The 20,498-nt window shown below is 59.5% G+C and carries 19 protein-coding genes; 8 read left to right on the forward strand and 11 right to left on the reverse strand.

The window, feature by feature from the left end; all coding sequences use genetic code 11:
* The first annotated feature begins 15 nt into the window (after positions 1 to 15).
* From K9857_RS02115 to K9857_RS02125, 3 genes are all read left to right on the forward strand, one after another.
* Positions 16 to 1,143 (forward strand): sensor domain-containing diguanylate cyclase, encoded by a 1,128-nt coding sequence (locus K9857_RS02115; RefSeq protein WP_224533258.1) that lies wholly within the window; start codon positions 16 to 18, stop codon positions 1,141 to 1,143.
* A gap of 278 nt (positions 1,144 to 1,421) precedes the next feature.
* Entirely contained in the window at positions 1,422 to 1,826 is a 405-nt protein-coding gene (locus tag K9857_RS02120) for an antitoxin Xre-like helix-turn-helix domain-containing protein (protein WP_224533259.1), read from the forward strand.
* Positions 1,820 to 2,512: an RES family NAD+ phosphorylase gene (locus K9857_RS02125; protein WP_224533260.1), complete on the forward strand. Its 693-nt coding sequence runs from the start codon at positions 1,820 to 1,822 to the stop codon at positions 2,510 to 2,512. Before K9857_RS02120 ends, K9857_RS02125 begins: the two co-directional genes overlap by 7 nt.
* 2 nt (positions 2,513 to 2,514) lie before the next feature.
* Here K9857_RS02125 and phnE read toward each other — a convergent pair whose 3' ends face one another.
* The 7 genes from phnE to K9857_RS02160 all read right to left on the reverse strand — a co-directional run bounded on the left by phnE (position 2,515) and on the right by K9857_RS02160 (position 10,973).
* Positions 2,515 to 3,282, reverse strand: a complete 768-nt coding sequence (phnE, locus tag K9857_RS02130) for a phosphonate ABC transporter, permease protein PhnE (RefSeq protein ID WP_224533261.1) — start codon at positions 3,280 to 3,282, stop codon at positions 2,515 to 2,517.
* Complete coding sequence (locus K9857_RS02135) at positions 3,279 to 4,106, reverse strand: PhnE/PtxC family ABC transporter permease (protein WP_224533262.1); 828 nt, start codon at positions 4,104 to 4,106, stop codon at positions 3,279 to 3,281. The genes phnE and K9857_RS02135 overlap by 4 nt, the downstream gene beginning before the upstream one ends.
* Complete coding sequence (locus K9857_RS02140; protein WP_224533263.1) at positions 4,100 to 4,897, reverse strand: phosphonate ABC transporter ATP-binding protein; 798 nt, start codon at positions 4,895 to 4,897, stop codon at positions 4,100 to 4,102. The genes K9857_RS02135 and K9857_RS02140 overlap by 7 nt, the downstream gene beginning before the upstream one ends.
* On the reverse strand, positions 4,894 to 5,745 hold the full coding sequence (locus K9857_RS02145) for a putative selenate ABC transporter substrate-binding protein (protein ID WP_224533264.1): 852 nt from the start codon (positions 5,743 to 5,745) through the stop codon (positions 4,894 to 4,896). The genes K9857_RS02140 and K9857_RS02145 overlap by 4 nt, the downstream gene beginning before the upstream one ends.
* Before the next feature lie 377 nt (positions 5,746 to 6,122).
* The gene (locus tag K9857_RS02150; protein WP_224533265.1) at positions 6,123 to 8,246 is read right to left on the reverse strand and encodes a TonB-dependent receptor family protein; all 2,124 of its coding nucleotides are present in this window, start codon (positions 8,244 to 8,246) and stop codon (positions 6,123 to 6,125) included.
* 311 nt (positions 8,247 to 8,557) lie between these two features.
* Positions 8,558 to 9,916, reverse strand: coding sequence for an MFS transporter (locus K9857_RS02155; RefSeq protein ID WP_224533294.1), 1,359 nt, complete (start codon positions 9,914 to 9,916; stop codon positions 8,558 to 8,560).
* A gap of 265 nt (positions 9,917 to 10,181) precedes the next feature.
* Positions 10,182 to 10,973 carry a helix-turn-helix transcriptional regulator gene (locus tag K9857_RS02160; RefSeq protein ID WP_224533266.1) on the reverse strand — a complete coding sequence of 264 codons (792 nt, stop codon included), beginning with the start codon at positions 10,971 to 10,973 and terminating at the stop codon, positions 10,182 to 10,184.
* A 105-nt stretch (positions 10,974 to 11,078) separates the two neighbouring features.
* Between K9857_RS02160 and K9857_RS02165 the strand changes: the two genes are divergently transcribed.
* Positions 11,079 to 12,035 (forward strand): threonine dehydratase, encoded by a 957-nt coding sequence (locus K9857_RS02165; RefSeq protein ID WP_224533267.1) that lies wholly within the window; start codon positions 11,079 to 11,081, stop codon positions 12,033 to 12,035.
* 289 nt (positions 12,036 to 12,324) lie between these two features.
* Here the strand turns inward: K9857_RS02165 and K9857_RS02170 are convergent, their stop codons facing one another.
* Positions 12,325 to 12,774 carry a carboxymuconolactone decarboxylase family protein gene (locus K9857_RS02170; RefSeq protein ID WP_224533268.1) on the reverse strand — a complete coding sequence of 150 codons (450 nt, stop codon included), beginning with the start codon at positions 12,772 to 12,774 and terminating at the stop codon, positions 12,325 to 12,327.
* A 281-nt stretch (positions 12,775 to 13,055) separates the two neighbouring features.
* Here K9857_RS02170 and K9857_RS02175 point away from each other — a divergent pair, with 281 nt between their 5' ends.
* From K9857_RS02175 to K9857_RS02185, 3 genes are all read left to right on the forward strand, one after another.
* Positions 13,056 to 14,492: a PLP-dependent aminotransferase family protein gene (locus K9857_RS02175; protein ID WP_224533269.1), complete on the forward strand. Its 1,437-nt coding sequence runs from the start codon at positions 13,056 to 13,058 to the stop codon at positions 14,490 to 14,492.
* Positions 14,493 to 14,694: 202 nt separating this feature from the next.
* Complete coding sequence (locus K9857_RS02180; protein WP_224533270.1) at positions 14,695 to 16,068, forward strand: transposase; 1,374 nt, start codon at positions 14,695 to 14,697, stop codon at positions 16,066 to 16,068.
* 686 nt (positions 16,069 to 16,754) lie between these two features.
* On the forward strand, positions 16,755 to 17,105 hold the full coding sequence (locus K9857_RS02185) for a DUF6124 family protein (RefSeq protein WP_224533271.1): 351 nt from the start codon (positions 16,755 to 16,757) through the stop codon (positions 17,103 to 17,105).
* A gap of 142 nt (positions 17,106 to 17,247) precedes the next feature.
* On the opposite strand, the gene K9857_RS02190 is transcribed toward K9857_RS02185, so the two are convergent.
* From K9857_RS02190 to K9857_RS02200, 3 genes are all read right to left on the reverse strand, one after another.
* On the reverse strand, positions 17,248 to 18,396 hold the full coding sequence (locus K9857_RS02190) for an aldose epimerase family protein (RefSeq protein ID WP_224533272.1): 1,149 nt from the start codon (positions 18,394 to 18,396) through the stop codon (positions 17,248 to 17,250).
* Between the two features lie 346 nt (positions 18,397 to 18,742).
* Positions 18,743 to 19,243 (reverse strand): GNAT family N-acetyltransferase, encoded by a 501-nt coding sequence (locus K9857_RS02195; protein WP_224533273.1) that lies wholly within the window; start codon positions 19,241 to 19,243, stop codon positions 18,743 to 18,745.
* A 34-nt stretch (positions 19,244 to 19,277) separates the two neighbouring features.
* Entirely contained in the window at positions 19,278 to 19,913 is a 636-nt protein-coding gene (locus K9857_RS02200; protein WP_224533274.1) for a LysE family translocator, read from the reverse strand.
* A 132-nt stretch (positions 19,914 to 20,045) separates the two neighbouring features.
* On the opposite strand from K9857_RS02200, the gene K9857_RS02205 reads away from it, so the two are divergent.
* Positions 20,046 to 20,486, forward strand: coding sequence for an MAPEG family protein (locus K9857_RS02205; protein ID WP_224533275.1), 441 nt, complete (start codon positions 20,046 to 20,048; stop codon positions 20,484 to 20,486).
* Positions 20,487 to 20,498: the final 12 nt, after the last annotated feature.

Below are 20,498 nucleotides of genomic sequence, written 5' to 3' on the forward strand. Positions count from 1 at the left end.
TATCAGGCGAACACAATGGATGGCCTTGGATTTCGGCTCGAGCAGGAACGCTTCATCGCCCAACAGGTGCGCACCGATCGATTGCATCAGCTGTTTCGGCAATCGGTAACTGCTGTTTTTGGCAGCTTTCTGGCATTGGCCATGTTGTGTTGGCTGTGCTGGGACCGCTTCGACCACCACATCATGAACTGGTGGATCGGTCTGCTGGCGGCCTCCACCCTGATCCGCATCACGATGTTCGTGGTGTACTTCCGCAGCCCCGAAGTGGCGCGCACCCCGCAGCGCTGGGAACTGATCTACATGGCCACCTTGTCGCTGTCCGCCGGGATCTGGGGCGGTGGGGCGCTGGCGGTCATGCCGGCCGACGATCTGCTGGCCCAGGCGCTGGTGATGCTGTTCACCGTGGGCATGTCGGTGAGCGCGGTATCCTGCTATTCGGCCTATCGCTACATGACGGTGGTGTCCATCGCCCTGGTGCTGCTGCCGTCGACCTTCTGGCTGATGATCCAGCCGACTTCGCTGCAGTTCGGCATGGGCGTGGCGGTGCTGGTCTTCGCCTCCTTCGTGTGCAGCGCCACCCGCAAACTCTCCGTTGCCCTGGAAACCGCCTTCCGCCTGACCCGCGAAATGGAACTGGCCCACAGCATCTCCACCCGCGCCGCGCAGACCGACGAACTGACCGGTCTGCGCAATCGCCGCGCCTTCTTCGAACAGGCCCAGCGCCTCTACAACCACTGCCAGCACTACCGCCTGCCGCTGTGCGCGGTGATGCTGGACATGGACCACTTCAAGCACATCAACGACACCTACGGCCATCAGGTCGGCGACCAGGTGCTGCGGCAGATGGGCGTGGTGATCAGCCGGTCGTTTCGCGAGGCTGATGTGTATGGGCGGCTGGGCGGGGAGGAGTTTGCGGTGCTGCTGCCGGATACATCGCTTGAAGATGCGCAGAACATCGCCGAAGGGCTAGTTCATTCCATTTCCGGGCTGATGACCGGGCCGGTGCACTGCATCACCGCCAGCGTCGGCGTTGCGTGCATGGTTGCAGGCGACAAGGATCTGCACAGTTTGATGAGCAATGCCGACAAGGCGCTGTATCGGGCCAAGGCCAGGGGGCGCAATCAGGTGGTGGTGTCCGACTAAGCACCTGCAACCCCGCAACCCCCTGTAGGAGCGAGGCTTGCCCGCGAAGAGGCCGGTACATCCACCAAAACAGGTTGCCTGAAAACCCATCGCGAGCAGGCTCGCTCCCACAGTTTTGATCTCCAGTGGCCACAAAATCTGCGGCCATCCAAGGGCCTCCCTGTGGGAGCGAGCCCGCTCGCGATAAAAATGCCCAGACGCCACCGATCCAAATGATTTGCTCTATGGATTCAATAAGCATATTTTTGAATCTATAGATGCAGATTAAGGCTCCGACCATGTCACTCGCCCTCCAAACTCAGGGCTTCAGCAAAAACCAATGCGTAACCGGCCTGCGCGCCGCCGTCGGAATCCTGGAAAAATGGCAGGCCAGCAGCGATCAGGTCTGCCGCCTGCTGCGCATTTCCCGCAGCACCTACACCCGCGCCCGTCAACGTGACCCGGCCTGGGCCGTGGCGCTGGATGCGGACCAGATGCAGCGCATCAGCTTCGTTCTGAACATCCACGCCACCCTGCGGCTGATCTTCGACAACCCGCAAAACGTCTACGGCTTCGTCTCGATGGCCAACGACAACGAATTCTTCAACGGTCGCAGCCCGCTGGAGATCATGGCCCAAGGCGACATGATCTCGCTGTACGAAACCTTTCGCCGGATCGACGCACTGCGAGGCGGGCAATGGTGAAGCCGACGGGTTTGCCCGTATCGGCCGGCGTAACCCAGCAGGCCTATCGACTGGTCAATTCGAAGTTTCCGCCGATCGCGATGTTCGACGACGTGGCCGATGCCGACGAGTTCGAGACCCTCTACGAGATCCAGGCGCTGACCAATCCACGTTTGAAGAACGAAGTGGGGCAACTGGAGCTGATCCCCCGCAGCGAGATTCCCTTCGGGATCACCGGCTGTTCCTACGCGACGGCGCCCTTTACCCACTTCAACCCGGCGGGCTCGCGCTTCAGCGATGGCAGTTTCGGGGTGCTGTATCTGGCCGACACCATGGAGACGGCCTTGGCCGAGGTGCAGCATCATCAGGCGCTATATTGGTCCGGGGTGCGGGATTTGCACTACGAGCGCTTTGTGTTTCGCGGGCTGTCTTGTTCGTTCGTGGACAAGGGGATGCAGGATGCGACGGGCATTGCGCTGACCGACCCGATCTATGCGCCTGACGACTACACCGATTCACATCGTTTTGGCCGTAGTATCAAGCAGGCGGGAAGTCCGGGTCTGCGTTATCACTCCGTGCGCCGGCAGGGCAGCCATTGCTGGGCACTGATGACGCCGAGGCCGGTGCTGTCGATCATTCAGACGGCGCATTACGAGATGGTCTGGAACAAGCAGATCACCAGCGTCAGCCAAATAACCGAGGCCTGACCTCAGGCTTTAACCCACCGCTGCCGACTCCACGCACTCAACGAATCCACCCCCAGCACCAACAGCAACATCGCCAGAATCACCGTACTGGCCTGCGCTTCCTGAAACAGGCTCAGGCTCACATACAGCATCTGCCCCAAACCCCCGGCACCCACAAACCCCAGCACGCTGGCCATGCGAATGTTGTTCTCCCAGCGATACAGCACATACGCCAGCAACTGCGGCAACAGGTTAGGCAGGGTGCCGTAGCAGAAGGCCCACAGCGCATTGCCGCCTTGCAGGCGAATGGCTTCGGCCGGTTGTGGCGGGGTGTTTTCCAGGGCTTCGGCGAACAGCCGTCCCAGTACGCCAGTGGTGTGCAGCGCCAGCGCCAGAGTGCCGGCGTTCGGGCCGAGGCCGGCGGCCAGCACCATCAGCGCGGCCCACACCAACTCCGGAATCGCCCGCAATGCATTGAGCAACAGACGCGAAGCACTCTTGAACGGCCAGCCGAAACGCCCGGCCGCTGGCAGCGCCAAAACCAGACCGAATACCGCCGCGAGCAAAGTGCCCAAGGCTGACATGGCGATGGTTTCCACCGCGCCATGGGCAATGGCTTGCAGATGACCGGCGCTCAAATCCGGGCTGAGAAAACGCTGCGCATAAGCACCCATCTGCTTGAGGTTGCCGCTGTCGCCCAGCGCCCCGAGGTCGATGCCCAGATAGCCGAACGAGGCGATCACCGCGACGCCGATGCCCAGCAACAGGGCGAGGTTGATCAGGCGATTCATCCCAGCCTCCAGCGCAACAGGCGGCTGAGTTGATCGGCCAGCAGCACCAGCACCAGGAAGGTCAGCAACAGGCTGGCCACCTCACCGCCGGCGAACATGCGCAGCGACAGGTCCATCTGCTGGCCCAGGCCGCCGGCACCGACAAAGCCCATCACCACCGAAGCGCGGATCGCGCATTCCCAGCGATAGACGGTGTACGACAGCAGCTCGGCCGCGACATTGGGCAGCACACCATAAAAGAACGCCGACAACCGACCGCTGCCGGCTTGCAGCAGGGCGTGGGCAGGACGCTGGTCCACGGATTCGAAAATCTCCGCGTAGACCTTGCCGAGCATGCCGCTGTAGGTGATGGCGATGGCCAGCACACCGGCAGTCGGTCCCAGGCCCACGGCTCGCACGAACAGCAGCGCCCAGACGATCTCCGGCACGCTGCGCAGAAAGATCAGCAAGCCGCGCACCGGCCAACGCAGCAACCGGCCCAAGAAGCTGGGGCGGCCAGCGCGGGAAGCCGCCGACAATGACAGCGCTCGGCTGGCCAACAGGCTCGCGGGCACCGCCAGCAACAACGCCAAAGTCATGCCGGCAGTGGCGATGGCCAGGGTTTGCAGGGTGGCTTGCCACAGCAGCTCAAGGAATTCTTCGCCATAGGCCGGCGGCCAGAAGGTCGCCACGAAGCGACCCATTTCGCTCTGGCTGCCGCTGGCGACCAGAACGCTCAGATCCAGTTCGCTGAAACGAATACCGGGCCACAGCAAGGCAATCGCCAACAGACAGAGCAGCAAGCGGGGAAGGGTGGCCGGGTCTCGGGAATCGCGGGTCAGCATCGCGGAATCTGCAGGCTCAAGGGCGCCACGGGTGCGGGAGGGGATTGCAGTTGCTCGTTGGCGTAGAGCCGGTCGAGCAGTTCGCGGTCGACTTCGTTGGGCGGCAGATCAAAAAGAATCTGCCCGTCACGCAGGCCGATGATTCGCGAAAAATGCCCCAAGGCCAGTTCCACCGCGTGCAGGCTGGCGACCAGGGTGACCTTGTGTTCCCTGGCATGGCGGCACAGCACCGTCAGCGTGTGCCCGGCAAGCACCGGGTCCATCGCCGACACCGGCTCATCGGCCAGTAGCACTTCGGGCGCCTGATACAGCACCCGCGCCACGCCGACCCGCTGCAACTGCCCACCGGACAATTGCTGGCATTGGGCGAACAGCTTGTCGCCCAAATCGAGCCGGGCCAGGGCAGCGCGAGCGCCCGGGATGTCCACCGGATGCAGCAGGTTCAACAGGCTCTTGCCCAGGCTCCACTGCCCCAGCTTGCCCGCCAGCACTGCGGTGATTACCCGCTGACGCGGCGGCAACGGCGGCGCCTGGTGCACCAGGCCGATCCGCGCACGCAGGCGCTGACGCTGGCGAGCCGACAGTTGCCAGGCGTGCTCGCCCAGCAACTGCACTTCACCGCTGCCGGGACGCAGGGCGGTGGCCAGAAGATTGAGCAAACTCGATTTGCCCGCGCCGGACGGGCCGATGATCGCGACCTGTTCGCCGGCCGCGATCTGCAGGTTGATGTCACGCAAAGCCTGAACCCCGTTGCCGTGGGTCAGGCTGATATGGGTCAACTTCAAGGTCATTTGAGCAGGTCGGCAGCGCGGGCGGCTTCCTCGATGCCCTTGTAGTTGTCGGGGCTGGTTTCGATGAAGCGGCTGGCGGCTTGCAGATCGAGGATCTCCTTGTCCGCCGGTTTCGCCGGATCAAGGGCCAGGAACGCCGCCTTGATCTTGTTCGCCAGCGCCGGGTCGAGGTTGCCGCGCACGGTCCAGTTGTAATCGAAGTAGGCCGGGGTGGTGGCGAATACCTTGACCTTGTCGGTGTCGACCTTGCCGGCCGCCACCAGTTTTTCCCAGACGCTGGCGTTCAGCACCCCGGCGTCGACCTTGCCGGCCTGGACCCAGGCGACCGTGGCATCGTGGGCGCCGCTGTAGCCGACGCGGCTGAAGTAGGTTTCCGGCTTGATGCCGTCCTTGAGCATGAAATAGCGCGGCATCAGGCTGCCGGAGGTGGAGGACACCGAGCCGAAGGCGAAGGACTTGCCCTTCAGGTCCGCAAGGGATTTGACGCTCGGGTCGGCGGTGATGAATTTGCTGGTGAACTTCGCGTCCTGTTCACGCTGCACCAGAGGGATCGCGTTGCCGGTCTTCAAGCGTGCCTGGACAAAGGTGAAACCACCGAGCCAGGCCATGTCGATGCGGTCGGTAGCCAACGCCTCGACCACCGCCGGGTAATCGCTCACCGGCACAAACTCGACCTTCATGCCCAACTGCTGCTCCAGATAAGCGCCCAACGGCTTGAATTTGCGCAGCAGTTCAGTGGGGGCCTCATCGGGAATCGCACTGACCTTCAACGTCTCCGCCGCCTGGGCGAGCAGGGTAGAGACAGACAGAGTCAGGCCGACGGCCAGTGCCAGGGTACGCTTGAGCATGGAAGTTCTCCTTTTCGATTGCGAGGGCGCTTTGAGAGGGTAGCCGAAATGACACTTCGGGCGCTGCCTGAATTGTGGGAGCCTGAATGATCGCGGTGCCCGGACGTTTATCGCGAGCAGGCTCGCTCCCACATTTTTTACGGTGTTGGGTGCGGATTTTGTGAACGAATCAATTCCCTGTGGGAGCGAGCCTGCTCGCGATGGCGGTGGATCAGCCCGATCATGGTTGACTGACCCACCGCCATCGCGAGCAAGCCCGCTCCCACAGTTTTTTGAGTTGATTGCAGTATCCGTGAGCGACTCGAAACCTTGTGGGAGCGGGCTTGCCCGCGATGGAGTTTAACGATGACGCGGCCAGTCAGAATGCTCACAGGACATCAGAGCCAACTCCAGGAAACCCCAACATAAGCCCCCAACCCCTCACCCGGCGTAGACCTCGCTACATCCACCCCCTTGTCGTCATACCCCGGCGTCACCGTCGCCGCGTAACGCTTGTCCGTCAGATTGCGAATATCCAGCCAGGTCTGCCAATCCCCCTTCGGCGCATTGAAGCCCAGCGTTGCGCCAAACAGCGCATAAGGATCGGCGTAATAGCTGTTGGCATAATCCACCGCCACCTTCGACACCAACTGCGTATTCACCGCCGCAAAGAACCCCTGCGGCCAGTCATAGCGCAATTCCCCCTGGTAATAGTGCATCGGCAACCCCGGCAGGCGGTTGTCGCCGAATCGGTCATCATCCCGATAGTGGAAATCGCTGAAGGTATAAGCCTGACGCAAACTCAACCGCCCACCATCCGCCGCCCACAGGTCGCTCTGCAAACCGGCCTCAACCCCCTGATGCACCGTCGGGCTGGCGTTGAGCTCATAAGGCGTGGTCGCGTTGGCGTCCGGCAATACCGAGAGCAACTCATGGCGCACCTGGGAGTAATACCAGGACAGGCTCCATTGCCCGATCGCGCTATCGCCACGACCACCCAGCTCCAGGGTGGTCGCGGTCTGATTCTGCAACTCGATCGGATCGCGCTGAGTCCCCGTCGCCGGGCCGCTGCCAACCGGGAAGCGCTGGTTGGCGCTGTAGATCAGCGACCACGGATGCGGCGCTTCCACCGAGCGGCTGAGATTACCGAACACCTGCACCTGCGGCGTCAGCTGATAGCGCAGCCCCACCCGCGGCGCGTAATCCCAGTCGCCCATGCTGGTCTTGCCGCCGCCATCCGGGTAAGTCACCGCGCTCTCGCGACGGGTATAGATGGCGGCCAGCCCCGTTGTCAGCCACAGGTCCTCGGCGATCTCCAGGTCATTGCCGGCATGCAGCACCGTGTCCGAACCCTGATAGGTGAAGTTGCGCATGTGCGTGCCCGGCGCATAACCGGCGGTGTTGCCGGTGGGGATTCGCACCAGCTCGCTGGCCCCGTTGTTCGGCAGATGCTTGGTCACCCGCAAACCCACGTTGCTGTTGCTCTCCATCCCCCACAGCGTGTCGCGGCGCTTGTAGTCGAAGGTGCCGCTGACATCGGTGTACGCCACCTTCAAGCGGTTCGGGCCTTCACGCAAGTCCATCGGATAGTCGTGATACACCAGCCCCGTCTGAATGCTCGAATCGTCATCCAGATAGAAGGTCGTCTTGTTGCCGATAAAGGTGCTGCCCGGCTGCTTGCGGCTGTCATCGCGCAGCACATAGGCCGGGTTCGCCGCACGGGGATCGTGCTCGATGGAGTGCTTGGTCACGCGCCCGGCCAGGTCGTTATCGGTCTCGCGATAGCGCAGGTAAAAACGCGTTTCCAGATTCGGATTGAAGCGATAACCGAAGTTGGCGATCAGGCCTTGGCTCTCGCTGTTGGTGTGGTCCTGATAACCGTCGGACTGCGCGTCGGTCACCGCCACGTAATAGTCGAAATCCCCCAGCACCTGCCCGGAACTGACCTGACGCTGCTGATAGCCATGACTGCCGGTCGCATAACGCACCTGCAACTTGGGCGAGTTGTAGCCGGTGTGGCTGAGGTAATCGATGGCCCCACCCAGCGCCAGGGCACCGCGATCAAAGCCGTTGGCGCCGCGCAGCACCTCCACATGATCGAGCCACAGTGGCTCCAGCAACTCATACGGCGTACCACCGGGGCCGGTCAGCGGCAGCCCGTCGAGCATCGTGTACAGCCCCGAAGCATGGGCCCCCGGCGCCCGGTTGATCCCCGAACCACGAATCGAAATCTTCACCCCTTCATTGCCCGAAGACTGGGCATACACCCCTGGCTGATACGCCAGCACATCCTGATTGCTCGCCACCCGCCCTTGCAGCGGACGACGCATATCCACCACGTTCGTCCCGCCCGGCACCGCGGCCAACCGCGCCTCGGCCTCGGCAACCGAACGATCCTCGCCGCTACGATCCTCAGCGCCAATCAACACCTGCCCCAACTCCAACCCCTCCGCTTCGGCCAGGGCCGGACAAACCAGCGTCAGGCCAAGCAACGCGGCGGGCAGGGATTTGGGCGAGGGCATCGGGAGAACTCCATACGACGAAAACGGGCAGTGAGGAACTGCGACGTATGGAATAACGAAGGAAACACATGGGGATTTTGTTTTTTTTCAAACACCTACGGCCTACAGGGTCAATGCAATCCCTGTGGGAGCGTGGCTTGCCCGCGATGGTGGTTAACGATAACGCTGGCTTCCTGACACACCTGAATCAACTGTAGGAGCTAGCTTGCTCGCGATGGTCGTCAACGATAACGCTGGCTACCTGACACCCCGCGTTGCCTGAACCACCATCGCGAGCATGCTCGCTCCTACAGTTTTGAGGGCGGTCGCGATCAAATGTGGGACCGAGCCTGCTCGCGATGATTCCCGCCAACCACACGCTCCTCATCCCCCCCAACCTCATGCAACGAAACCCGCGAAGTCTCCCGCAACGCCAACCCCCCAACCAACCCCAACACCCCCACAACCATCAAATAAAACGCCGGCGACAAATTGCTCCCCGTCGTACTGATCAACCACGTCGCCATCAACGGCGCGGTCCCGCCAAACAACGTATACGCCATGTTGTAAGTCACCGCCGACGCCGTATACCGCGTGCGCGTCGGGAACGTCTCCGACAGCAACGCCGCCGTCACCACGTTGCACAACACCGCCCCCGTCGCCAGCAACATCACCCCGAACACCGATGCCGCAAACGACCCGGAACTGGCCATCAAAAACGACGGATACACCACCACAATCAACAACCCGCAAGCCGTCATCACCGTCCTGCGCCGCCCGACCTTATCCGAATACAAACCGGCCACCGGACAAATCAGCGCCGCAAACACCAGTGCAAGCAACGACACCAGCAACGCCGTCGCACGACTCAACCCACCGGCCACCTGCAGATAAGTCGTGAAGTACGTAGTGAACATGTAAAAGGACAACGCCGTCAGCGAGATGAATGCGCCCAGTTTGCACATCGCCGCACCGTGATTGCGCAGGGTTTCCTTGAGAGGGGAGTGCGCAACATCATGCTCCTCGGTCACCGCCTGAAACGCCGGCGTCTCATCCAGCTTCCAGCGCAGATAAAGCCCCACCAGCCCCAAAGGCGCCGCTACCAGGAACGGCAAACGCCAGCCCCAACTCGCCATCGCCTCCGCCGACAACGACGACTCCAGCGCATAGGCCAGCACCGCCGCCGAAGCGAACGCCGCAAAGGTCGACACCGGAATAAAGCTGCCATACCAGCCGCGCTTGTCGTTCGGCGCATGCTCCATCAGATAGGCGCAAGCCCCCGCATACTCACCGCCCGCAGAGAATCCCTGCGCACAACGAATCAACGACAGCAGAATCGGCGCCGTCACCCCGATCGCCGCATAAGTCGGCAACAGCCCGATCAAAGTCGTCGCAGCCGCCATCAACAAAATCGTCGCCGCCAGCGTGCGCTTGCGCCCGATCTTGTCCCCCAACATGCCAAAGAAAATCCCGCCCAGCGGGCGAAACGCAAAGGCCACCGCGAACACCGCAAAGGTCTTGAGCAACGCCGCGCTGGCGTCACCACTGGGGAAAAATTGCTGAGCGATAGTCGTGGCCAGAAAGCCATAAACGGCAAAGTCGAACCACTCGACAAAATTGCCAATGCCGGCGGCGACAATCACCTTGCGCAGCGTTTCAGGGCTGACCTGTTCCGTAGTAGTGCTCGTCATGCTTGACCTCGACCTGTCGTCAGTGATCCTTCGATTATCGGGCGACCCACCGATGCGGCTCACTTCAAAAGTGTCATCCGTATAGTCAGCACCGACGTTTGGTCACTGAAGAAAGCATGATTCAGGCCAGGCGATTCAACCAAGCCGTCCCCGTGAAGAGGCTATTTCTGTAGAAAAGAAATTCCTGTGAAGAGCAACCCTCTGTGGCGAGGGGGCTTGTCCCCGTTGGGCTGCGCAGCAGCCCCACCTTTCAATCAGAAGCCAACTACCCCCTACGCAACTCCCCCGGACTAACCCCCAACCGCTGCCGAAACACCGTTGCCATATGCGCCTGTGAATTAAACCCGCACACCAACGCAATCTCCGCCAACGTCGCCTTCGAATCCCGCATCAACGCCCGAGCCCGCGCCACCCGCCGATCAATCAGATACCCATGCGGACTCTGCCCGGTCGCCAGTTTGAACGCGCGCATGAAATACCCCTCCGACAACCCCAACAAATCCGCCATCGCCTTCACCCCCAGCGAACCGTCGAGCCCCGCCTCGATAAACTCATCCAGCAAACGCATCCGACTCCCGGTAATCGACCCGAAAGCCTCCACTTCCTCCCCCTGCGCACGCTCGGCCAACCCCAGCGCCCAAGCCTCCCAGTCATCCTCCACCGAAGGCCGCAACAACGCTCCACGCATGCGCAACGCCAGGGCAATCGCCTGCGGATCGATGAGATTGTTGAACGCCCGATCCCCCGTCAACGCCACCCCATCGGTACGCAACACCCGCAGGTACTCACCGCCCTTGGGCGACTCCGACAACACATCACACCCCACCGGCACAAACGCCAGCCCATTGGGCACCGCATCGAAGGGCAGCACCCGATCACTGCCGATCGCATGCACCCCGCGCTGGCTGTCAAAGGCAAAGCCAATCGCCGATTGCGACGCCACATACCGCGTCGCATAAGCCGCCCTGGGCAACAATTCAATCGCCCACGACCCGGCCTCGACACGGCGGACCGGTTCAGACTGCGGCGGTGAAGGAGGGCGTTTTCGAGAGCTCATGCGCTCCATAGTAGTGAACAGCGGGGACAAAAGTCAGGTCAGTTTTCTGAAAGCCCATCGGCCACGCCCATGCCTAGACTGAACAAAACCTCAAGGAAGCCCGCCATGCACACACTCACCCTCGACGACATCCAGCAAGCCGCCCGTCAGGTCTACCAGGCCATGCCCGCCACGCCGCAATATCGCTGGCCGCTGCTCGCCGAACGCCTGGGCTGCACCGTCTGGGTCAAACACGAAAACCACACACCAACCGGCGCTTTCAAAGTGCGCGGCGGCATCACCTTCATGCACTGGCTCAAACGCACCCACCCCGAAGTCAAAGGCATCGTCACCGCCACCCGCGGCAACCACGGCCAAAGCCAGGCCTTCGCCGCCAGCGCCCTGGACCTGCGCGCACTCATCGTCGTCCCCAGAGGCAACTCAAAGGAAAAAAACAACGCCATGCGCGGCTTCGGCGGCGAAGTCGTCGAATACGGCCGCGACTTCGACGAAGCCCGCGAAGAAGCCGCCCGCCTGGCCCAACAACACAACCTCTACCTTGTCCCCCCGTACCACACCGAACTGGTCAAAGGCGTCGCCACCTACGCCCTCGAACTCTTCACCGCCGCCCCAGACCTCGACACCGTCTACGTCCCCATCGGCTGCGGCTCCGGCATCTGCGCCGTCATCGCCGCCCGCGATGCCTTGGGGTTGAAAACCGAAGTCGTGGGCGTGGTCTCGACCGAGGCGGCGGCTGCGAAATTATCGTTCGAGGCGGGAGAAATTTGCGAGACGGACTCGGCGAATACCTTTGCCGACGGGCTGGCGGTGAGAAAGCCGATTCCGGAGGCGTTTGCGGTGTACGCGAAGGGCGCGGCGCGGATTGTTGCGGTGAGTGAGGAGGAGGTGGGGGAGGCGATGCGGGTTTATTTCACCGATACGCATAACTTGGCGGAAGGGGCCGGGGCGGCGGGGTTGGCGGGGTTGATGCAGGAGCGGGAGGCGATGGTTGGGAAGAGGGTGGGGGTTGTGTTGTCGGGGGGGAATGTGGATCGGGAGGTTTATTTGGGGGTGGTTGGGTGAGGGAGGTAGGATTGACCTGATGAGTGTGGCAGTGAGGCGCGCCATTTGTTTAGCGCGCCATGTTCGCCCGGTGCGAGTAATTCATTGGAGGCTGATGGATCGAAAAACTGTGGCGCGCCCTTTTAGGGGGGAGCGTGAAGAAGGCAGCAACCGGCCAGAAGCAGTCATTGGCGATAGACTGCTTCCAGCCATTAGTTTCCGATCACGAATGCCACTTTCAAAGCACTCTTTTGAGCAAGGTGATACATACATTACTGCCGAACTTGTGACTGCTGAACGACTAAAGACATTAAGCCTTTGCAGCGGGAGGTAAGCGGAAGCTGACGCCCATGCGGTTAAAAGCGTTCATTGCAGCAATGGCCACTGTGAGGTCAACCAGATCTTTTTCTGCAAACATGGCAGATGCGGACGCGTAGGCGTCATCGGATACATGTGTTTCGCTGACACGCGTGACTTCTTCTGCCCAAGCTAACGCCGAGCGCTCCAAATCCGAGAAAAGGTATTGTGCTTCATGCCATACCGGTACCAGCAGCAGCTTGTCCACCGACATTCCTTCTTTGATCAAATCACGTGAATGCAGATCAATACAATGGGCACAACCGTTGATTTGAGAAACCCTCAAAAACACGAGATGAATTAGCAGGGCCGGCAAGTTTGTCGATGTGGTCACGAAATGGTGCAGTCCTCCGAGGGCCTTGGCTGCGCCAGGCGAAGTTTCAAACCAATTGATGCGACTCATAAGTTTCCTTCCTCTCATTACGGCGTTGGTGCGAAAGACATGCAGGCGTCGCTGTCTCGAAATTATGCGAATCCCCACCCCCTAACCGGGCTTATAAGGAGCCCATGGCAGCGAACGCTGCTGGTGTACGGAGAAAAATGAGGTCGAGCCAATTGTGGTCATAAAGCGGACTATGGTATTGATCCACTAGGCTTCTAATCTACTGGTCCACTTTTGAGGTGCTCATGTCCTCCAATACGATCCTGTTCGGGGCCATGGCACTACCCTCGGGAAGGCCTCCTGTGGGTATCAATCTTCAAGAATGGTTGTATGTAGAATTGCGCGACGCAATGCTCACCGGACGTATCCCTCCGGGCAGCAAGCTACCGGGAAGCCGGGCGCTGGCCAAGCATCTGGGAGTGGCACGCGGTACGGTGCACTCAGCGTATCAGCAGCTTTTCTCAGAGGGTTATACAGTCAGTCGAACTGGAAGTGGCACACGTGTCTCCGTTGAGCTGCCTGATACCAAATTACGAGCATTTTCCCTGGATCAAGGTGATGGCGCAGACGTAACGGTGAGGCGAACGCCGCCAGTCACAGACTGGCTTGAGCGGCTGAGCGCTACTCCAGCGATCACGAGGCGCAAAATTCTTCCCGGACTGCTGCCATTTTTCCCAATGCGTAGCGACGTACATTCTTTCCCGATTGATCTATGGCGCAAGCTGCATATTCAGCAGATGCGCAGTTCAAAGGTAGAGACGTTGCTCGATTATGATCCGGCCGGATTACCGAGTTTGCGTCGTGCCATTGCACAGTATCTGGGCTCGGCGCGAGGGGTGCACGTGCCTGAGGACCAAATCGTAGTGCTCAGTAGCGTGCAACAGGGAATCGACCTTTGCCTGCGACTTCTGGCACGACCTGGGGCGTCTGTCTGGATGGAAGATCCAGGGTACCCAGGAGTGAGACAACTCATGACTGTCGCAGGTTGTAAGGTAGTGGACGTTCCTGTCGATCAACAGGGCATGCGCATCGAGCATGGTGTCCAGGTCGCCCCAGAGGCAGAGCTGATTTACGTGACGCCGTCGCGTCAAATGCCCACCAGTTACCAACTGTCTCCCTACAGAAGACGCGCTCTGCTGCGTTGGGCGAACGCCTCTGGGGCCTACATAATCGAAGATGATTATGACAGCGAATATCGTTTTATCGCCAAGCCCATCCCCGCATTGCGCTCAATGGCCGGCGCCGATGACTCGGTGATCCTGGCTGGTACATTCAGCAAATTGCTGTTTCCATCCGTCCGCTTGGCATATCTGGTGCTACCGCCCCACCTGGTCAACAACTTTACCCAAGCGCTGGCATTGACCTCGCGCCACCCTAACAGCCTCAATCAGGCTGTGCTGGCGGCATTTTTCGACCAAGGACATTTCGACCGGCATGTCAGACGCATGCGCAAGCTCTATTCACTTCGTGCAGAAGCGCTAAATTGTGCAGCACAACAGCATTGGCGGGGCTTGATCGAGGTACCGGAGATTCGTGGTGGACTGGATATCGCCGCTTCATTGTTGGTCGGCCACGAAACAGAGGCGTGCGAGAGAATGGAAAAGGCCGGCGTCGATGTCATGCCACTGGGAAGATTTTATCGGTCGCCGAAATCTGGCGGTTTTTTGTTGGGATTTGCTCCGTACGAAGAGCGAGCCATACAAGAGGCAGCTTTGAAGGTTAGGAAAGCATTAACCTGAAAACATTTAGCCTCCGGCATGAGTTTAAGGTCACGCTTGGGGGTGCACCGGCGACGTCAAGCTGCGCGGGTGTGAGTTGACCAGTGATAGACATTTCTAGCTTGCCGGTGATGACCGCTTCTGGCCGATTCTGTTGAAAAAGTAGCTCCCCTGTCTGGCCTGCTGCAAAATCTCTGCATTGGCCGGTGGGGGATCACACAGCATGATGGGACAGTTATCGAGTGGGCAGGAGCGACTGTTTTACTCCTTCAACCTTGAAGATCACATCCCAGCCAATCACCTTCTGCGCAGCATTGATCGGTGTCTCGATCTGAGCGACCTGCGCCATTACCTTGCCGATTTTTACAGCCCGATTGGGCGCCCATCGATTGATCCTGAATTGATGAACCGCATGCTGATCGTGGGCTATTGCTACGGCATTCGCTCAGAGCGGCGGCTGTGCGAAGAGGCTCATTTGAACCTGGCGTATCGTTGGTTCTGCCGGTTGAGCCTTGAAGATGAAGTCCCTAATCACTCGACCTTTTCCAAAAATCGACACGGCCGTTTTCGGGACAGTGATCTGTTTCGCTGGTTGTTCAATGAAGTGCTGCGTCGTTGCATGGACGCAGGTCTGGTCAAGGGCGAAGGCTTTGCCGTGGACGCCAGCATCATCAAAGCGGATGCGAGTCGGCAGCGCGGCGTACCAGGTGATGAACCGGTCAACTGGAGCGATCCGGCCCTGAGTACCCGCGCCGTGCGTGAGTACCTCGAAGCACTTGATGAGGAGGCACTGGCCGAAACGCTACCCAAGCGCCTGTCGTTGACCGATCCTCAAGCCCGCTGGACCGCAGCTCCAGGTGGCCCAGCGTTTTACGCTTACTCGACGAATTATCTGATCGATACCGAGCACGGCGTGATCATGGATGTGGAACCCACACCGGCTCATCGAACCGCAGAAGTCGAGAGCACCAAGACCATGATCGAACGAGTCGAAGCGCAATTCGACATCAAGCCGGAACGCCTCATCGGTGATACCGCATACGGCACTGCGCCGATGTTGGCCTGGATGGTGGAGGAAAAAGACATCGAGCCGCATGTGCCGGTGTGGGACAAAACTGAGCGCAAGAACGACAGCTTTTCGAGTAACGATTTTCACTGGAATGAAGAATCCGAGGAATACCGCTGTCCAGCCGGCAACGTATTACGCAGCGAATGGCGAGCCTTCAAGAACGAGCGTTCGCACGTCACCAGAGCCAACACCATCATCTTCCGGTCCCGGCAGGCTGACTGCGTTGCCTGTCCGATGAAAGCCAAGTGCTGCCCGAACACGGCGTTCCGCAAGATCGCTCGCAGCGTCCATGAAGCCGCTCGTAATGTGGCTCGGCGCATCGCAGCGACGGCGCAATACGTGCGCTCTCGCCACGAACGTAAAAAGGTCGAAATATTGTTTGCCCACCTCAAGCGCATCCTGAAACTGGATCGCTTGCGACTACGTGGCATGAGTGGCGCGACCGATGAGTTCACGCTGGCCGCTGCGGTGCAGAACCTGCGACGGCTGGCCAAACTTACCTCTCAAGGGCCACCGCTCACGGGATAGGTGCGTCTGCACGAAGCAAAAAACCTCAAACCAACCCAATAACAGAGCGGCAAAGGTCAACGAAGGGCCGAAAAACCACGCAACGTGGTGAGTAGGTTCTCCGATGGTAGTCGTACCTGAGTTCGGCCCAGCTGAAAATCCGACTTTTTCAACAGAATCGGCCGATTGCAGTCCTTCGCCACCAAAGCGAATGCTCTTGACTGCTTTGGCCAATCGCTGACTGAGTCTCTGCTAAGCGCTGCTATGAGGGGCGATGGCTCGTATTGAAGAGTGGCAAATGCCGTCCAGTTCCCATGGATTGCTAGTTTTAGGTGGCGTGCGAGCAGTTTTTAAACATAACCAGCGAGTGCGTGTTTAAGCATCCTCAGACTTACTTCCAGAAAGCTACAAATCCTTGCGCCATTCCCTACCGCTACGCCAGAATCCGCCGGCTTGTACGCCTTGGGCCCGCTCAGTAACTTGATTCGTGTCACTGCCCATCAGTGACCGGGTTAGCAGCCTGTAGGTAATCTAAGTCGTACAACGCTTCTATCAGTCAGGCTCGCGCCTGTTTCTTGATGGTAGCTGTACGCAGGGCGCCCTTGGGCGCGCCGGCTTCTTAGGTTCCCCGGTCTGCTAACCTGCGTGCAGCTGCCTCCCTCTCGTTTAGCAGCAAGAGGGTAGGCACATGATTAGGAACCTGAGATATGTTCAAAGTCACACCGAATCCGCCGGACACCGATGCGGCATCCTCGAATCAACCCGATCCAACCACCCCCAACGACAACACCGAACCCACCCTTGACCCCCACACAACAGCCACCATCAAATCCACACCCCGAACACCCAGCACGCTGTTCACCGTTAACCCCGATGTCTCAACCGAGGACCTGATGGTCTATCTGGTCGAAACGCTGGCCTCGGTGGATGTGATGGTGCATCACTTGGTGGATCTGCTGGAGGGTGGGGCGCGGAATGCGTTGCTGGGGATTTCCAATAGTGTGATGTTGGCGGAGATTACGGCGAATCGGGTTTTGGATCAGATTGACCCGCCGTAAATTTGTGTCGGTTTGAAAAGATCGCAGTCTTCGGCAGCTCCTACAGGGTGATGTGTAGTCCTGTAGGAATTTTCGGGGGTTGCGATTTTTTTGTAGGGCCGCTGTGCGGCCCCACGGGGATACATCCCCTTACCACAGGAGGTTATCTGGCAGAGAACTTCAGAATCACGTTCTGAGTGTAGGTTTGCCCCGGATCCAGCCGTGTACTCGGGAAGGCCGGCTGATTCGGCGAGTCCGGATAGTGCTGGGTTTCCAGGGTGAACGCGCCCCAGTGCGGATAAACCTTGCCTGCCTTGCCCTTGACCGTGCCGTCGAGGAAGTTGCTGGTGTAGAACTGCACCCCCGGTTCGTTGGTGTACAACTGCAAGACACGGCCGGACTGCGGGTCGCTGACTTCGGCGGCCAGTTGCTTGATATCGCCTTTGCTATCCAGCGCCCAGTTGAAGTCAAACCCGCCCTGTTTCGGCTCGGCGAATTTCAGTTGCGGGTGATCGGCCTTGATGTGCTGACCGATTGCCGTGGGTTTGCGGAAGTCCATCGGCGTGCCGGCCACCGGGGCCAGTTCGCCGGTCGGAATCAGTTTGGCGGTGACCGGTGTGTAATGGCTGGCGTTCAGGGTGGCGAGTTGTTTGAGAATGTCGCCGTTGCCGGCGCCGGCCAGGTTGAAATAGCTGTGGTTGGTCAGGTTGAGTACCGTCGGTTTATCGGTGCTGGCCTTGTAGTCGATGCGCAATTCATTGCTGTCGGTGAGGCGATAGGTGACCTCGGTGGTGAGGTTGCCAGGGAAGCCCATTTCACCATCGGCCGACAGATAGGTCAGGGTCACGCCCACCGAGTCCTTGTCCTTGATCGCCTGCGCTTTCCAGACCCTCTTGTCGAAACCCTGAGTGCCGCCATGCAACGCATTGGTCTTGTCGTTCTGCGGCACCTGATAACGCTTGCCGTCCAGTTCGAATGCACCATCGGCCAGGCGATTGCCGAAGCGGCCGATGGTCGCGCCAAAGTACGCCGTGCCTTTCTGATAACCCTGCACATCATCGAAGCCGAGAACCACATCATCGAGCTTGCCGTGTTTGTCCGGCACTTGCAGCGCCTGCAGCGTCGCGCCATAGGTGATCACGCTGGCCTGCATGCCATGGCTGTTGCGCAGGATGAACTGTTCGACGGGAGTGCCGTCATTGGTTTTGCCAAAGGCTTTGTGTTCGCTGGACAGGCCGGCGGCCTGGGCGGATAGGGTCGAGAGCATCAGGGACAGTCCAAGGCCGGAAAGCAGGTGACGGGATTGAAGCATGGTTGACCTTCCTTTTTGTTGTTGTTCTGGAAAACACCGGTAAGCCGCATGGGACCGCGCAGGGCTGGGCAGACGCTTCACTCGTTAGCATCTACAGCGCAAAATAGTCATGCTAATTATCGGATGAGATCAAATTTATAGCGGAATAATCGTTTGTTGCAATAATGAAGTCTGACTAAATGGAGTTTTTGGTCAGCGCTCATTGGTGGTTTTACGCTGGAGACCCTATAGGCGTCGCTGGCGTGTGGGGCATCGGTCAACAGCGTTATGGAATGCCGAGAATGAAAAAAGCCCACTCGAGAGTGGGCTCAGGGTACGTTCAGCTAGCCGTTAGGGTTGCCCGGGGTTATTCCGTGGCATTGAAGGCCTCGTGGTATTGCACCGTGCCCAACGGAAATTCACCGACGAAAGACAACGCCTGGAAGTATTCCTGGGGAACGCCGGGCAACTCCAATCCAACATGAACGTTGAAACCGAAGTGACCGTAATAACCCGGATCGCCCAGCACCACGCAGCCAGCCGCACCCTTGTCTCGCAATTCCGTCAATGCCGCTTTCATCAAAGTTGAACCAATCCCCTGGCCTTGCCGGTTCGGCGATACGGATATCGGCCCGAGTCCGTACCATCCCGTCGCACCGCTGGACACGCTGACAGGGGAGATCGCGACGTGGCCGATGATTTCGTCATTTTCCACGGCCACCAGAGAGACCGTTAGTTGCCCGGCACGGCGCAGGGCGTCGACGATGAAGTGTTCGGTGTGGCTGGAATGTTCTGCGTGTTCGAACGCTGCGGCAGTGAGTGTGGCGATGCGTTGGATGTCTTCAGCTTGCTCGTTGCGAATGGTCATTGGCTCAGTCTCGGTTTTTTGATGCATCAGCGGCTCAGGAACGAGAAAGCAGCAGTTTGATTCCAGCGGCGCCAAAGACCAACGCGAGCGTGCCTTCAATCCATCGACGTGCATGGCGATAGGCCCGAACCATTGGGGCGGTGGAGAAAACGAGTGCATAGCCACCGAAGATGGTGATGCTCATCACCGCGCAGGCGGCCAGGGTGATGGCGACGGTCGCCGTCGACGCTTGCGGCCCCAGCCCCAGAGTCATTGTTGCAACCCAGCCAAGTAATGCTTTGGGGTTGGTGAGGGGCATGAGCAAACCCCGCTTGTAGAGCCTGAAGCCGGAGACTTCCGGGGTGGCGGCGTGGATCTGCCTGAGTTGCTCGTCCGAGGTCCGTGCGGAACGTGCCGCCTTGATGGCGAGGAACAGCAAGTAGGCTCCACCGACAATTTTGAGTACGCCGATCGCATGGGCATATTGCGTCAGGATGGCGGAAACGCCTGTGGCCGCCATCAAACCCCAGAAAAAAGAACCACTGATAACGCCTGCTGCGAGCATGAACGCCGGGCGTCTGCCTTGATGCATGGCGACCCCCATGATCCGCATGTTGCTGGGCCCTGGACTCGCCGCGCCAATCACATACACGGTGAGTACGAGCAGGAGGTGGTTGAAGTCGAATGGCATTTGAGTTCCTTCTCTTGGCGGGTTTCGGTTAATTTCCGACTGGCCGTAGGAATTGTCAATTCAGCCAACAACATCGAATTCGTTCTGCGGCAATCGGAAGAATCAGGGCTTGATCATGTTTAAGGAGAAAAGATGAACACGGTTCTGTCTGTCTACGCGCTGTGTGTGGTTGTGCTGTTCCTCAAGATGTTTGCGATTTCCTGTTATCAGGGATTTTATCGGATCTCTCGTTTGACGTTCCAGAACCCGGAAGACGCGAGGCTTGTGGGGCGCTTGCCCAGTGCGTCGGAATTGCCTCAAGTCGCCAAGGCGAAGAGTGCGTGGCTGAATGACCTTGAGAATATCCCGCTGTTTTTTGCGTTGGGCGGGCTTTGCGTAGTGTTCGATACGCCGGTCGATCGTACGGTTTGGTTGTTTGGGGTTTTTACGGCTGCGCGGGTGGTGCATACGGTGACGTTTCTGGCGGGATGGCAGCCTTGGCGGACGATTGCTTATGCGGTGGGAGTTGGGTGTTTGATGGGGTTGGCGGGGATGGTTGTTGCGGGGGTGGTTGCTCAGGCTGCTAACATCTGACGCTTTCCCATT

The sequence above is a fragment of the Pseudomonas sp. REP124 genome (assembly GCF_020164475.1).
Taxonomy (GTDB): domain Bacteria; phylum Pseudomonadota; class Gammaproteobacteria; order Pseudomonadales; family Pseudomonadaceae; genus Aquipseudomonas.

Excerpts from the sequence above, each read along its gene's own strand:
- K9857_RS02180 (WP_224533270.1), top strand. The coding sequence starts at position 14,695 with ATGATGGGACAGTTATCGAGTGGGCAGGAGCGACTGTTTTACTCCTTC.
- K9857_RS02195 (WP_224533273.1), bottom strand. The coding sequence starts at position 19,243 with ATGACCATTCGCAACGAGCAAGCTGAAGACATCCAACGCATCGCCACA.
- K9857_RS02145 (WP_224533264.1), bottom strand. The coding sequence starts at position 5,745 with ATGCTCAAGCGTACCCTGGCACTGGCCGTCGGCCTGACTCTGTCTGTC.
- K9857_RS02115 (WP_224533258.1), top strand. The coding sequence starts at position 16 with ATGGATGGCCTTGGATTTCGGCTCGAGCAGGAACGCTTCATCGCCCAA.
- K9857_RS02170 (WP_224533268.1), bottom strand. The coding sequence starts at position 12,774 with ATGAGTCGCATCAATTGGTTTGAAACTTCGCCTGGCGCAGCCAAGGCC.
- K9857_RS02140 (WP_224533263.1), bottom strand. The coding sequence starts at position 4,897 with ATGACCTTGAAGTTGACCCATATCAGCCTGACCCACGGCAACGGGGTT.
- K9857_RS02200 (WP_224533274.1), bottom strand. The coding sequence starts at position 19,913 with ATGCCATTCGACTTCAACCACCTCCTGCTCGTACTCACCGTGTATGTG.
- K9857_RS02185 (WP_224533271.1), top strand. The coding sequence starts at position 16,755 with ATGTTCAAAGTCACACCGAATCCGCCGGACACCGATGCGGCATCCTCG.
- K9857_RS02165 (WP_224533267.1), top strand. The coding sequence starts at position 11,079 with ATGCACACACTCACCCTCGACGACATCCAGCAAGCCGCCCGTCAGGTC.
- K9857_RS02135 (WP_224533262.1), bottom strand. The coding sequence starts at position 4,106 with ATGCTGACCCGCGATTCCCGAGACCCGGCCACCCTTCCCCGCTTGCTG.
- K9857_RS02205 (WP_224533275.1), top strand. The coding sequence starts at position 20,046 with ATGAACACGGTTCTGTCTGTCTACGCGCTGTGTGTGGTTGTGCTGTTC.
- K9857_RS02160 (WP_224533266.1), bottom strand. The coding sequence starts at position 10,973 with ATGAGCTCTCGAAAACGCCCTCCTTCACCGCCGCAGTCTGAACCGGTC.
- K9857_RS02120 (WP_224533259.1), top strand. The coding sequence starts at position 1,422 with ATGTCACTCGCCCTCCAAACTCAGGGCTTCAGCAAAAACCAATGCGTA.
- K9857_RS02155 (WP_224533294.1), bottom strand. The coding sequence starts at position 9,916 with ATGACGAGCACTACTACGGAACAGGTCAGCCCTGAAACGCTGCGCAAG.
- phnE (WP_224533261.1), bottom strand. The coding sequence starts at position 3,282 with ATGAATCGCCTGATCAACCTCGCCCTGTTGCTGGGCATCGGCGTCGCG.
- K9857_RS02190 (WP_224533272.1), bottom strand. The coding sequence starts at position 18,396 with ATGCTTCAATCCCGTCACCTGCTTTCCGGCCTTGGACTGTCCCTGATG.
- K9857_RS02125 (WP_224533260.1), top strand. The coding sequence starts at position 1,820 with ATGGTGAAGCCGACGGGTTTGCCCGTATCGGCCGGCGTAACCCAGCAG.
- K9857_RS02150 (WP_224533265.1), bottom strand. The coding sequence starts at position 8,246 with ATGCCCTCGCCCAAATCCCTGCCCGCCGCGTTGCTTGGCCTGACGCTG.